Origin of the sequence: Streptomyces sp. WG5, from assembly GCF_049974565.1 — a bacterium.
Taxonomy (GTDB): domain Bacteria; phylum Actinomycetota; class Actinomycetes; order Streptomycetales; family Streptomycetaceae; genus Streptomyces.
This window is the reverse complement of record NZ_JBNGGC010000033.1, coordinates 19165-32277: the sequence shown is the minus strand read 5'-3', so window position 1 is coordinate 32277 and position 13113 is coordinate 19165. Positions and strand designations below refer to the sequence as shown.

Sequence of the window (13113 nt, the reverse complement as noted above, 5' to 3'; positions counted from 1 at the left end):
GCGACGGTACTGCCGAAACGATCACTCGGACAGGTAGCGTGCCTCCATGTCCGCGTTCCTGCAGCAACTCCCCGCGCTCATGGGCGTCGTCATCGGCGCGCTCGGTTCGTATCTCGCCGTGGTCCGCAGTGACCGGGCCCGGTTCCGCAGCGAGACCGCGGCCCGCTGGGAGGAGCGCAGGCTCGCGGTCTACGCCGACTACGCGCGGGCCCTCAAGACCTCCGTCACGCTGACGTACCGGATCGCCGCCCACCTCGGCAACGACCCGCACCCGCACCCGCTGCCCCCGCAGGAGGCCGCGCCGGCCCAGGCCGAGGCCACCCTCGCCCGGGACCCCGCCGGGGAGGCGCTGCTCCTGCTGGGCAGCAGGGAGGTGGTGGAGAAGGCCCGGGCCTGGGTCCTGACGGTGATGGAGATGGAGCGCTTCCTGCGCGAGGGGACGCGTGACCCGGACGCCTGGCAGGCCCTGCTGGAGCGGCAGCGCGCCGGACGCGAGGGCTACTACACGGCGGTGCGGGAGGACCTGGCGCTGCCGCCGGGTCACACGGCTCGCTGGCCGCTGCCGCCCGGTCAGCGGTAACCGGTGACGTCGGCCGGCTTGTCCGCGTCCTGTACCTCGACGACGTAGCGCCAGGCGTCCGGGCGGCTGCCGTCGAGGTCCGTGAAGCCGTACTCCTGCGCGAGGCCGCCGCTGGAGAGGGACCGGCCGTTGAACCGCGCCACGTCCGGGTCGGACGCGAGGGCGGCGACGGCGCGGCCGACGTAGCGGGGCGTCTCGGAGATGGCGAAGTGCGGGACCCGGTCCAGGGCGTCGCGCCAGTTCTCCTCGCGTACGCCGAAGTGGTCGAGCATGATCTCCGAGCGCAGCCAGCCCGGGGTCAGCGCGACGGCCGTGGCGCCGCGTGGTCCGAGTTCGTGGCCGAGGGCGAAGGCCATGCGCAGGACGGACGTCTTGGCGAGATCGTAGAAGAACGAGGTGCGGTAGTGGTCGCGGTTGTAGTCGTCGGTGCCGTCGGTGACCTCGACGACCAGCCCGCCGGGGTGACGCAGCAGCAGCGGCAGGGCGTGGTGGCTGGTGACGGCGTGGGTCTCGACCGCGAGCCGCAGGAGCCTGAGGCCGTTGTCCAGGTCGTGCTCCCAGACGGGGCTGTCCCAGGCGAAGAGGTTCTCGCCGCCCCAGATGTCGTTGACCAGGACGTCCAGGCGGCCCTGTTCGCGGGCGACGCGGTCGACGAGCGTGGCGACCTGAGCCGGGTCGAGGTGGTCGGCGGGTACGGCGATGCCGAGGCCGCCGGCCTCGGTGACCAGGTCGGCGGTGTCCTCGATGGTCTCGGGACGGTCGTACTCCGAGCGCCGGGCGCGGGTGCTGCGGCCGGTGACGTAGACGGTGGCGCCGGCCGCGCCCAGTTCGACGGCAATGCCGCGTCCGGCGCCCCGGGTCGCCCCGGCGACCAGTGCGACCCTGCCCGTCAGCGGCTTCTTCCGTGATGCTTCCGGTGGCGCTGCCATGTCCGGCTCCCGTTCCTCTCCCGCACGAGCGATGTCGTGATCGAGAGTGCCCGGGAAGCCGGACATCTTCTGTCACCTTTACGCGTGTCCCGTTCTACGCGTGTCCCGTTCTACGCGTGTCCTGTTCACGGGTGCCTTGCCTCGACGGACGCCCTGCTTTTACGGGCGCCCCGCGAAGGGTCAGTGCCCGCGCTTGATCCACTCGTCCAGGTGCGGCGCCTCGGCGCCGATGGTGGTCGGGTCGCCGTGGCCGGTGTGGACCTTCGTCCCGGGCGGAAGGACGAGCAGCCGGTCGCGGATCGAGTCGATGATGGTCGGGAAGTGGGAGTAGGAGCGCCCGGTGGCTCCGGGCCCTCCCTGGAAGAGGGTGTCGCCGCTGAAGAGGGCGCCGAGGCCCGGGTCGTACAGGCAGACGGCGCCGGGCGCGTGCCCGGGGGTGTGCAGGACGGTCAGGTCGGCGCCGGCGGCCTCGATGATCTGGCCGTCGGTCAGCCAGGCGTCGGGGTCCCGGTCGGGGTGGGTCTGCCGCCACAGCGGCAGGTCGTCGGGGTGCAGCCAGATGACGGCGCCGGTGCGCTCGGCGAGGGCCGGCGCGGCGTTGACGTGGTCGTTGTGGGCGTGGGTGCACACGACGGCGGTGAGCCGGCGGTCCCCGACGGCCTCGACGATCGCGTCGACGTCGTGGGCGGCGTCGATGACGATCACCTCGTGGTCGTCGCCGACGAGCCAGACGTTGTTGTCGACGTCCCAGGTGCCGCCGTCGAGGCTGAACTGTCCGGAGGTGACGAGGCGTTCGATGCGGGCGGTCATCACAGCACCACCACCGAACGCAGCACGTCACCGGAGTGCATCCGCTCGAAGGCCTTCTCGACCTCGTCGAGCCGGATGGTCTCCGTGACGAACGCGCCCAGGTCCAGGCGGCCCTGGAGGTGGAGGTCGATGAGCATCGGGAAGTCGCGGGAGGGCAGGCAGTCGCCGTACCAGGACGACTTCAGCGAACCGCCGCGACCGAAGACGTCGAGGAGCGGCAGTTCCAGCTTCATCTCGGGCGTCGGTACGCCGACGAGGACGACGGTGCCGGCCAGGTCGCGGGCGTAGAAGGCCTGCCGGTAGGTCTCCGGGCGGCCGACGGCCTCGATGACGACGTCGGCGCCGAAGCCGCCGGTCAGTTCGCGGATCGCCTCGACGGGGTCGTTGTCGCGGGAGTTGACGGTGTGGGTGGCGCCCATGGAGCGGGCGGTCTCCAGCTTGCGGTCGTCGATGTCGACGGCGATGACCTTGGCCGCCCCGGCGAGGTGGGAGCCGGCGATGGCCGCGTCGCCGACGCCGCCGCAGCCGATGACGGCGACGGTGTCACCGCGCCCGACGTTCCCGGTGTTGATGGCGGCGCCGATGCCGGCCATCACACCGCAGCCCAGCAGGCCGGCCACCTGCGCGGAGACGGCCGGGTCGACCTTGGTGCACTGTCCGGCGGCGACCAGCGTCTTCTCGGCGAAGGCGCCGATACCGAGGGCCGGGGAGAGCTCCTGGCCGGTCGAGGCGAGGGTCATCTTCTGCTCGGCGTTGTGGGTGTCGAAGCAGTACCAGGGCCGGCCGCGCAGACAGGCCCGGCACTTGCCGCACACCGCACGCCAGTTGAGGATCACGAAGTCACCGGGGGCGACGTCGGTGACACCGGCGCCGACCGACTCGACCACGCCCGCGGCCTCGTGGCCGAGCAGGAAGGGGAAGTCGTCGCTGATGCCGCCCTGCTTGTAGTGCAGGTCGGTGTGGCACACCCCGCAGGCCTGGATACTGACCACGGCCTCCCCCGGTCCGGGATCGGGCACGACGATCGTCTCGATCCGCACGGGCTCGTCCTTGCCCGGTGCGATCACGCCGCGTACTTCCTGCGCCATGGTCCTGACTCCTTGTTCGGCCGTTCAGCGTTCCCCCCGACCCTACGCGCAACCGATCGGCAAAGGGCAGGTGACAGGCGGTCCGGGGGGTCTGCCGGTGCCCGCGCGCATATCCGCGGGCCGCGCCGTACGGCCACGGCGTAGCCTGAGTCGTCCGCCCACCTTCCGAAGGAGTGCCGTGAGCACCGCAGAGACGGAGACCGGTCCCCCCGCCTGGCGACTGCTCCTGACATACGTACGGCCGCACCGCCGGGCCCTGCTCGTGGGCGCCCTGCTCTCGCTGGCCACGGGAGCCACCGGGCTGATGCTGCCGCTGGTGGCGCGGGAGCTGATCGACGACCTGTCGCACGACCGCACCATCGCGGGGGCGTTGCTGGCCATGTCGGGCCTCGTGGTCGCCAACGCGGCGCTCGGCGGCCTCGGTTCCTACGTGCTGCGGCGCACCGCCGAGTCGGTGGTGCTCGGCGCGCGGCGCTCCCTGTCGTCGTATCTGCTGCGGCTGCGCATCGCGGCCGTGGACCGCACCGAGCCGGGTGACCTGATGGCCCGGATCACCTCCGACACGACCCTGCTGCGCGAGGTCACCACCGACTCGCTCGTCGGTCTCGGCACCGGAGGGCTCACGCTGGCGGCGACCCTGGTGATGATGGGCGTGGTCGATCCGGTGCTCCTCGGGGTCACCCTGGCCGTGATCTTCGGGGCGGGAACGGTCCTGGGGCTGATCGTGCCGCGCATCAACCGGGCGAGCCGGCAGGCGCAGGACGCGGTGGGCGTGATGGGTGCCGCGCTGGAGCGGATCCTCGGCGCGTTGCGCACGGTGAAGGCGTCCGGCGCCGAGCCCCGGGAGGAACGGGTGCTGCACGAGGCCGCCGAGGAGTCGTGGCGGCAGAGTGTGCGCGCCGCCAAGTGGTCGGCCGCCGCGGGCAACACGGCCGGGCTGGCGATGCAGATCGCCTTCATCACGGTGCTCGCGGTGGGCGGGGCGCGGGTGGCCACCGAGGCCATCGACATCGGCACGCTGGTCGCGTTCCTGCTGTTCGTCTTCTATCTGATGGCGCCGATACAGCAGGTCGTCGGCGCTGTCACGCAGTATCAGACGGGCAAGGCGGCGCTCGCCCGTATCCAGGACGCCCTGCTCCTGCCCGCCGAGCCGCCCGCCCGGCCGGCCCCGCTGCCGTCCCCGGGCGCGGAACCGGCCGCGGTGGCCTTCCACGACGTCCGCTTCCGTTACGCCGACGACCTGCCGTTCATCCACCACGGGGTGTCCTTCGACGTGCCGGCCCGCGGCATGACGGCGTTCGTCGGCCCGTCCGGCGCGGGCAAGACCACCGTCTTCTCCCTCATCGAGCGGTTCTACGACCCCGTCTCCGGGGAGATCACGCTGGACGGCCGGATCCTGGCGGACTGGGAACCGGCCTCGCTGCGGGCGGCGATCGGCTATGTGGAGCAGGACGCCCCGGTGCTGTCCGGCTCGCTGCGGGACAACCTGCTGCTGGGCAACCCGGAGGCGGACGACGGCGCCCTGGCCACGGTGGTGAAGACGACCCGCCTCGACGGTCTGGTCGCCCGGCTGCCGAACGGCCTGGACACGCTGGTCGGGCATCGCGGGACCAAGTTGTCGGGCGGTGAGCGTCAGCGGGTCGCCATCGCGCGGGCCCTGCTGCGGCGTCCCCGGCTGCTGCTGCTCGACGAGGCGACCTCGCAGCTGGACGCGGTCAACGAGGCGGCACTGCGCGACACCGTGGCCGATGTGGCCCGCACGACCACGGTGCTGGTCGTCGCCCACCGGCTGTCCACGGTGACGATGGCCGAACGGATCGTGGTGATGGACGCGGGGCGCGTCCGGGCGGTCGGTACGCACCGTGAGCTGGTGACCGCCGATCCGCTGTACGCGGAGCTGGCGGCGACCCAGTTCCTCGCCACCGGCGGCTGAGCCACGCGGAGGCGTGCGGACGGGTGCGAGGGCCGTCCGGCCGGAGGGCCCTCGGCGGCGGCTGCGGTCGGGCCGGCGGCCGAGTGCGGGGACGGCGCCGGACGGCGGGGGGAGCCGGGCCGGTGACATGCTGGAGCGCCGAGGCTACGTCGTGTTGAGGCGTGCTCCGACCGGCGCCGGCGGGGCCGGACGCGAACCCGGGCCGGAGCGCACGGCGCACGAGTGAGGACCGGCGGGCCCGGCCACGATTGCCGTGGGCGCCCGGACGGAGGAAGCTCGGAGGTGAGGGCCACGGCCGTCCGTTCCCCTCGGGTCGCGGCCTTCCAGGGAGGTCGTCATGGGCACCACGGCAGGCTCCGGCTTCGACATCGAAGCACTGCGCCGGGGCATCGAAGGAAAGACGGCGGCACCCCTCGTGTCGCTGTACGCACAGGACGCGGAGATGCGCGTCGTCGACCGGTACGACCAGCCCAGCCGTCCCAAGGTCCTGCACGGCCGGCAGGAGATCGCCGAGATGCTCGACGACGTGTACAGCCGTGACATGACGCACCGGCTGGAACGCTGCGTCGTCCAGGGCGACCACGCCGCGTTCACCGAGGAGTGCAGGTATCCGGACGGCGTGCGGGTCCTCGCCGAGTCGATGCTGTCGCTGCGGGACGGCAAGATCGTCGAGCAGACCACCGTCCAGGCCTGGGACGAGTAGCCGGGGCGTTGCCCTGCGAGGGCCGCGCGGCGAGTACGGCGCGCCGTGCCGGGGTGGTGCGCCGTGCCCCGGGCCCGGGGCCCCGTCACCGAGGCCCCGGTGACGCGCCGTACGCCGTACCGGGCGGGTCCGCCTACCGCCGCGGGAGCCGGTGCAGCTCGACGTCCCCGAGCCGGCCGTCGGCGACCGTCGCCGTCATGTAGGTGCAGTACGGCTGACGGCGCCGGTCGGTCGGCGACCCCGGGTTGAGCAGGCGCAGACCGGTGTCCGCGGTGGTGTCCCAGGGGATGTGGCTGTGCCCGAAGACCAGGACGTCGAGGTCGGGGAAACGCGCGGCGCAGCGTGCCTCCCGGCCGTGGGCGGCGCCCGTCTCGTGGACGACTCCGAAGCGCAGACCGCCGAGGCCGGCGTAGGCCACCTCCGGCAGCCGGGCGCGCAGACCTGCCCCGTCGTTGTTGCCGTACACCCCGACGAGTCGGCGGCTGCGGCTCTCCAGCAGGTCGAGGGTGGCCGTGTCCACCCAGTCCCCCGCGTGGAGGACGACGTCGGCGTGCGGGATCTCCGCCAGCAGCCGCGCGGGCAGTTCCTTCGCCCGCTTCGGCAGGTGGGTGTCGGACATGAGCAGCAGGCGCACGGACGATCCACGGTGATGGAAGGGGTGGGAGGGGTTGGGTGGCGCGCGCCGCGCCGGCGTCGAGGCCGGCGCGCTGGGCATGTCCCCGCCGCGCTCGGGGCTGGTCGTCAGCTCAGGGCTCGTCCTCGGGGCTTGTCGTCAGTCCTCGCCCCTGACGATGTTCGTCTCCTGCCCGGCTTGCGGTGCGCGTGCGGCGGTGCCGTCCTCGACGGCGGGTATCCACGTGCGTACGGCGCCCCTGGCCCGCAGGCGGCGTGCTGTCGACCAGCCCGTCTCCAGTCGCCGGACGACGGGTTTCTCGCTGGTGTCGGTGGTCACGGGCATCATCTTCCTTCTGCGTCCGGTGCCGTTGACCTCCGGGTCCCCGGGCGTGACTCTGTGAAACGCCGGTGCGCGTGGCCGCTACGGGTTGGGCCGGGCCACACTGATGTCGCCGAGCGCCGACTGCGGGTCGCGCTCCATGGCCAGGTCCCCGAGGGAGACGATGCCGACGGGGCGGCCGTCGTCGACGACCGGGATCCGGCGTACGGCGTGGCTGCGCATCAGCTCGACGGCGTGGTTCAGTTCCTCGTCGGACCGTACGGTCACCACGTCGTCGCTGCACGCGTCGGCCACGGTGGTCCGTTCCGGGTCACCGCCCTCCGCGACCGACCGGATCACCAGGTCGCGGTCGGTCACCAGGCCGCGCAGTTCGCCGCCGTCCGTGACCAGGACGGCGCCGAGGTCCTGATCGCGCATGATGCGGGCCACCGCGGTGACGGAGGCCTGCGGCTCCACGGTCACCGGGTCGCCGGTCATGATGTCGCGGACGTACTGGGTCATGGCGTGGTCCCTCGCTTCTTCGCTCGCTCGTGGTGTGGCCGACCGGGTACCCGGCGCGGCGCCGCCGGCACCTCGTCGGCGGCACGGATCCGCGCGACACCGCACCGGCAATCCGGTGTCCGCCGGCGGGTCCGGCCGCGGTGCGGCTCCCGCCGGAGGGCCGGACCGCCGACCGGTGCGTCGAGGACCGGTCGGCGGTCCGTGCGCCTGCGGCCGAGGTGTGCGGCGTTCGGGTCAGCCCGTCGGACCGGATCCGTCGACGCTGCCGAAGCCCGGACCGTCCCCGGTGGCCCCGTATCCGCCGTCGGACTCGTCACCACCTCCGACAGCCCCGCCGCCCCCGGTCCCTGGACCGTCGGCCGGGTCATCGGCGCCGGCCTCCTCGCCCGCCCGCCCGGTCGCCGGCGCCTCCGGCCGCCTCGCCGCCCAGGGTGGCGCCGACGGCCTCCAGGGCGGAGGTGACCGGCTGGAAGAAGGTCTCGCCGCCGACCGCGCAGTCGCCGCTGCCGCCGGAGGTCAGGCCCATCGCGAGGCCGTCCTGGGTGAAGAGGGGGCCGCCGCTGTCGCCGGGTTCGGCGCAGACGTCGGTCTGGACGAGGCCGGTGACCGTCCCCTCGGGGTAGTTGACGGTGGCGTCCAGGCCGAGGACCCGGCCGACGGCCAGGCCGGTCGTACTGCCCATGCGGAAGACCCGCTGACCGACCGCCGCGTCCGCCGCCCCGCTGATCCGGACGGTCTGGTCCCCGAGGTCGACCTCGCTCGGCGCCTCGGTGGCGGGATCGTCGTACGGGACGAGCGCGAAGTCACCCGCGCCGGGGAAGACCGCCTGGTCCACGGTGGCGATCGGCTGCCCGCCCTGCGCGTCGGACCACCGGTCCTCCGCGACACCGCAGTGTCCGGCCGTCAGGAAGGCGGGTGAGCCGTCGCCCGCGGTGACGTTGAAGCCGAGGGAGCAGCGCGCGCCGCCCCCGAAGAGGGCGTCACCGCCCGACGCGAAGGTCTTGAAGGTGCCCTCGGACGTCTTGACGGTCGCCATGCCGGGGCCGAGGCTCTCGACGGTGGACTCCAGCCGCTCCCAGTCGGCGCCGGTGACGGTGGTGTCCGCGGTCACCACGATCTTGTTGGTGCGCGGGTCGATCGCCCACGAGGTGCCCGGGATGGTCGCCTCGGACTTCAGCGTCCCCGCGCCGGCCCTCAGCTCGTCCATGCTGTTGTCGACCTCGCGGACGTCCGCGCCCGCCTTCTTCGCCTCCACGACGACCTGGTCGTCGTCGCCGGGTACGACGTTGACGACGAGCCGCCGCTCGCCGGCGTCGTAGTACGACCCGGCGAAGGCGTCGCCGAGCAGGCCGGCGAGCCGCGCGGCGAGATCCGACGCGTCCGCCGCCTTCAGGGTCCGCGGTGCCGCCACGGCGGCGTCGGAGGTGTCGCCGTCCTGGGAGGCGTTCGCGTTCGGCAGCAGGACGGCGGCCGCGCCGAGCGCCACCACACCGCCTGCCGCCATCGCGGCCCTGTGCTTCGGCATTCGCTGGTGACTCAACCTTCTCGACCTCCTGGGACGGGGTCCCCGCCACCGGTCCGGCAGCTGTTGGGGGGCGCCCGGACGGCTGTGGGTACGCAGCGGCCGGACGGGCCGTTCAATCGGGCCCGGTCGACACCCTCCGTATGCGGTCGAGGACGTTCCGTTGCGATCATGGGGCGGAATCCCTGCTTCAGTGAATCTGCACATCGAATGCCCAACCCGGTCACCCTCGTTGGAGGATCTGCACAGACCCGAAGGGCCCCGCACGCCTTTGGGGCGGGTGTGCCGGATTCGCCTCCGTACGGGCAAGGGGTCGCGCGGGACGATGTCGCGCACCATGTGAAGAAGTCGCCGCGACGGAGTGCGCAGACCTGCACCATTCGGCGCTTGGGAGACGCAAGTTCCCTGGTGGGAGGGGTGATTGATTGGAAGCGCGGACGGGCCGCGTGCTTTGATCCATCGCACCGCGGGGGCCGCGGAGGGCTCCGGAAACGGGCACCCGGCACCCGCGGTCGCGGCCGTCATCTGTCCCCAGAGGGGGCCGCTCCCCCCTTGTGAAATGGCTATACGAAGGGAAGTTCCATCATGAACTCCACCCCCCAGGTCGAGACCGTCGAGATCTCCGACGCCGACCTCGACAACGTCTCCGGCGGCCTGTCCGTGAACGCCCTCGGCACCGTCACCGGCCTGGTGGACGGCGTCGCCCCGGTCTCGGGCCTGCTCAACACGGCCGTCGGCACCGTCGAGGGTGTCACCGGCCTGAACACGGCCCCGGTCGCGGGCCTGGTCGCCGGTCTCTGATCGCGCCCTCGCGCCGCCGAGTCCCGGAGCCGGCCAGGCTCCGGGACTCGGCGGCCGTTCTCGCGTGACTCCCCTCGCGTGACGCCTTTGTGACGCCGTTGCGTGACACCTCCTCCGCGGCTCCTCCTCTTCCGCGGCTCCTCTTCCGCGGCTCCTCTTCCGCGGCTCCTCTTCCGCAGTTCCTCTTCCATGACGCTTCTTCCGTGACCTCCTCCACGGTGTCTTCCGTGGCTTCGCCGGAAAACCCTGGGATACGTCCGACGTGCAGTTCCGCCAACAAGCCCTCGCAAAACTCCAGTCACCGGAGGAGCTCGACCTTCCGGTGCGCTTCGCCCGCCCGCAGGGCTGGCTGGTGCTGTCCGTGACGGTGGTCGCGATGGCCGCCGCGTCCGTGTGGGCGGTGAGCGGCTCGGTGACCTCCACGGTCGCCGCGCCCGCCATCCTCACGCACGGGCAGAGCAGTTACCTCCTGCAGAGCCCGGTCTCCGGCCAGGTCACCGCCGTGCTCGCCCGCCAGGGCGAGCGGCTCGCCGCCGGCTCCCCCGTACTGAAGGTCCGCACCGCCGAGGGCGACACCACGGTCCGCACGGTCGACGCGGGCCGGGTCAGCGCGCTCGCCGCCACCGTCGGCCAGATCATCCGGACTGGCGCGAACGTCGCCTCCGTCGAGAAGGTCGCCCACGCCGACGACCCGCTCTACGCCACCGTCTACGTCCCCGCCGAGAACGCCGCCGCCATTCCCGCGCACGCCTCCGTCGACCTGACCGTCCAGTCGGTGCCGACGCAGCAGTACGGCGTGCTGCACGGGACGGTGAAGTCGGTCGACCGCTCGGTGCAGTCGGCGCAGACGATCTCCGCGTTCCTCGGCGACAGCCAGCTCGGCGAGCAGTTCACCAAGGAGGGCAGGCCGGTGGCCGTGACGGTCCGGCTGGACACCTCCACGTCCACGAAGAGCGGCTACGAGTGGTCGTCCGCGGACGGACCGCCGTTCGGCCTGACCTCCATGACCATGGCCACCGGCTCCATCCGGCTGGCCGACGAGCGTCCCGTCGATTGGCTGCTGCCGTGAGCACCGCACAGGAGACCCGGGGCAGACGCCGCGCCGCCCCGCCGAAGCGCAGGGTGCCGAAAGGCCGGGCCAAGACCGTGCGCACGCCCACCGTCCTCCAGATGGAGGCCGTGGAGTGCGGCGCCGCCTCGCTGGCGATGGTGCTCGGCCACTACGGACGGCACGTCCCGCTGGAGGAGCTGCGGATCGCCTGCGGCGTCTCCCGCGACGGCTCGCGCGCCAGCAACCTCCTCAAGGCGGCGCGCAGTTACGGCTTCGCCGCCAAGGGCATGCAGATGGACCTGGCCGCCCTCGCCGAGGTGACGGCGCCGGCCATCCTGTTCTGGGAGTTCAACCACTACGTCGTCTACGACGGCATGGGGCACCGCTTCGGCCGGCGCGGGGTGTTCATCAACGACCCGGGCAAGGGCCGCCGCTTCGTGTCGCTGGAGGACTTCGACGGTTCCTTCACCGGGGTCGTGCTGACCATGGAGCCCGGCGAGGACTTCGCCCGCGGAGGCCGCAAGCCCGGCGTTCTCGGCGCGATGCCGGCCCGGCTGCGCGGCACCGCCGGCACGCTGCCCGCGGCCGTGCTGGCGAGTCTGCTGCTGGTGGCGGTGGGCGCGGCCGTGCCCGCGCTGAGCCGCACCTACATCGACATGTTCCTGATCGGGGGGCAGACCTCGCTGCTCGGCGTGCTGTTCACGTCGATGGCGGCATGCGTGCTGCTCACGGTGGTGCTGACCTGGCTCCAGCAGGCGAACCTGCTGCACGGCCGCATCATCTCCTCCACCCTCTCCAGTGCCCGCTTCCTGCGCCACCTGCTGCGGCTGCCGGTGACGTTCTTCTCCCAGCGCAGCCCGGCCGACCTGGTACAACGCCTCCAGTCCAACGACGCCGTCGCCGAGACACTCGCCCGCGACCTCGCCGCGGCGGGCGTCGACGCGATCGTGGTCGTCCTGTACGCCGTACTGCTGTACACGTACGATCCCCAGCTCACCTTCGTCGGCATCGGCGTGGCCCTGCTCAACATCCTCGCGATGCGGATCGTCATCCGGCTGCGCGCCACCCGTACGGCGAAGCTGCGGGCGGACACGGCGCGGCTGACCAACACCGCGTACACCGGCCTCCAGCTGATCGAGACGATGAAGGCGACCGGCGGTGAGGACGGCTACTTCCGCACCTGGGCGGGGCAGCACGCCACCACCCTGGAGGAACAGCAGCGGCTCGGGGTGCCGAGCGCCTGGCTGGGTGTGGTCGCGCCGACGCTGGCGACGCTCAACAGCGGGCTGATCCTGTGGATCGGCGGCATGCGGGCGGTCGAGGGGCACATCTCGGTCGGTCTGCTGGTCGCCTTCCAGGCGCTGGTGGTCCGTTTCACGGCCCCGCTGACCCGGCTGAACGGTGTCGCGGGCCGCATCCAGGACTTCGCCGCCGACGTGGCCCGGCTCAAGGACGTGGAGAACTTCCGCGCCGACCCGCTCTACGACCGACCGGGCGGCGCCGGCGACTCCACCCGCCGGCTGCGCGGCCACGTCGAGCTGCAGAACATCTCCTTCGGCTACAACCCCCTCGACAAGCCGCTGCTCACCGGTTTCGACCTGACCGTGGGGCCGGGGCAGCAGGTGGCCCTGGTCGGCGGCTCCGGCAGCGGCAAGTCGACCGTGTCCCGGCTGATATCGGGACTGTACGCCCCGTGGGACGGTGTGATCCGCATCGACGGGCAGCGGCTCGAGGACATCCCTCGCGGGGCGCTGGCGTCCTCCGTCTCCTTCGTCGACCAGGACGTGTTCCTCTTCGAGGGCTCGGTCCGCGACAACGTGGCGCTGTGGGACCCGTCGGTCCCGGACGACGCCGTGGTGGACGCGCTCAAGGACGCCGCCCTGTACGACGTCGTGATGCGCCGGCCGGGCGGCATCCACAGCGCGGTCGAACAGGACGGCCGGAACTTCTCCGGCGGTCAGCGCCAGCGCCTGGAGATCGCGCGGGCCCTGGTGCGCAGGCCCAGCATCCTCGTCCTGGACGAGGTGACCAGCGCCCTGGACGCGGAGACCGAACTGGTGGTCATGGACAACCTGCGGCGGCGCGGCTGTGCCTGCGTGGTGATCGCGCACCGGCTCAGCACCGTCCGGGACAGCGACGAGATCGTCGTGCTCCAGCACGGCACGGTCGTGGAGCGCGGACGGCACGAGGAACTGGTCGCGCACGGCGGCGCGTACGCGGCGCTGGTCAGGGAGCGGTGA

The 13113-nt window shown here is 72.5% G+C and carries 12 protein-coding genes and 1 pseudogene; 6 read left to right on the top strand and 7 right to left on the bottom strand.

All coding sequences use genetic code 11. The features are described 5' to 3' along the window. Positions 1–46: 46 nt before the first annotated feature. Positions 47–580, top strand: a complete 534-nt coding sequence (locus ACP4IX_RS28530; RefSeq protein WP_426519044.1) for a hypothetical protein — start codon at positions 47–49, stop codon at positions 578–580. Here the strand turns inward: ACP4IX_RS28530 and ACP4IX_RS28525 are convergent. From ACP4IX_RS28525 to ACP4IX_RS28515, 3 genes are all read right to left on the bottom strand, one after another. Then, positions 571–1509, bottom strand: coding sequence for an SDR family oxidoreductase (locus ACP4IX_RS28525; protein WP_426557344.1), 939 nt, complete (start codon positions 1507–1509; stop codon positions 571–573). The genes ACP4IX_RS28530 and ACP4IX_RS28525 overlap by 10 nt on opposite strands. A gap of 180 nt (positions 1510–1689) precedes the next feature. Continuing rightward, on the bottom strand, positions 1690–2319 hold the full coding sequence (locus ACP4IX_RS28520; RefSeq protein WP_426557342.1) for an MBL fold metallo-hydrolase: 630 nt from the start codon (positions 2317–2319) through the stop codon (positions 1690–1692). Further along, the gene (locus ACP4IX_RS28515) at positions 2319–3407 is read right to left on the bottom strand and encodes an S-(hydroxymethyl)mycothiol dehydrogenase (RefSeq protein WP_426519050.1); all 1089 of its coding nucleotides are present in this window, start codon (positions 3405–3407) and stop codon (positions 2319–2321) included. The genes ACP4IX_RS28520 and ACP4IX_RS28515 overlap by 1 nt, the downstream gene beginning before the upstream one ends. A gap of 178 nt (positions 3408–3585) precedes the next feature. Between ACP4IX_RS28515 and ACP4IX_RS28510 the strand changes: the two genes are divergently transcribed. Then, positions 3586–5340 carry an ABC transporter ATP-binding protein gene (locus ACP4IX_RS28510; RefSeq protein WP_426519052.1) on the top strand — a complete coding sequence of 585 codons (1755 nt, stop codon included), beginning with the start codon at positions 3586–3588 and terminating at the stop codon, positions 5338–5340. A gap of 337 nt (positions 5341–5677) precedes the next feature. Further along, positions 5678–6043 carry a nuclear transport factor 2 family protein gene (locus ACP4IX_RS28505; RefSeq protein WP_426557340.1) on the top strand — a complete coding sequence of 122 codons (366 nt, stop codon included), beginning with the start codon at positions 5678–5680 and terminating at the stop codon, positions 6041–6043. A gap of 133 nt (positions 6044–6176) precedes the next feature. Here ACP4IX_RS28505 and ACP4IX_RS28500 read toward each other — a convergent pair whose 3' ends face one another. The 4 genes and pseudogenes from ACP4IX_RS28500 to ACP4IX_RS28485 all read right to left on the bottom strand — a co-directional run bounded on the left by ACP4IX_RS28500 (position 6177) and on the right by ACP4IX_RS28485 (position 9039). Then, a complete protein-coding gene (locus ACP4IX_RS28500; RefSeq protein WP_426519056.1) occupies positions 6177–6677 on the bottom strand; it encodes a metallophosphoesterase family protein in 501 nt (166 codons plus the stop codon). Positions 6678–6815: 138 nt separating this feature from the next. After that, complete coding sequence (locus ACP4IX_RS28495) at positions 6816–7001, bottom strand: hypothetical protein (protein ID WP_426557402.1); 186 nt, start codon at positions 6999–7001, stop codon at positions 6816–6818. Positions 7002–7079: 78 nt separating this feature from the next. Further along, positions 7080–7499, bottom strand: coding sequence for a CBS domain-containing protein (locus ACP4IX_RS28490; RefSeq protein WP_426519060.1), 420 nt, complete (start codon positions 7497–7499; stop codon positions 7080–7082). Positions 7500–7733: 234 nt separating this feature from the next. Continuing rightward, a pseudogene (locus tag ACP4IX_RS28485) lies at positions 7734–9039 on the bottom strand (S1 family peptidase). A gap of 567 nt (positions 9040–9606) precedes the next feature. Here ACP4IX_RS28485 and ACP4IX_RS28480 point away from each other — a divergent pair. From ACP4IX_RS28480 to ACP4IX_RS28470, 3 genes are all read left to right on the top strand, one after another. Continuing rightward, positions 9607–9822 carry a type A2 lantipeptide gene (locus ACP4IX_RS28480; RefSeq protein ID WP_426519064.1) on the top strand — a complete coding sequence of 72 codons (216 nt, stop codon included), beginning with the start codon at positions 9607–9609 and terminating at the stop codon, positions 9820–9822. 262 nt (positions 9823–10084) lie between these two features. Then, positions 10085–10891, top strand: a complete 807-nt coding sequence (locus ACP4IX_RS28475) for an HlyD family efflux transporter periplasmic adaptor subunit (protein WP_426557339.1) — start codon at positions 10085–10087, stop codon at positions 10889–10891. Then, positions 10888–13113: an NHLP family bacteriocin export ABC transporter peptidase/permease/ATPase subunit gene (locus ACP4IX_RS28470; protein ID WP_426519068.1), complete on the top strand. Its 2226-nt coding sequence runs from the start codon at positions 10888–10890 to the stop codon at positions 13111–13113. The genes ACP4IX_RS28475 and ACP4IX_RS28470 overlap by 4 nt, the downstream gene beginning before the upstream one ends.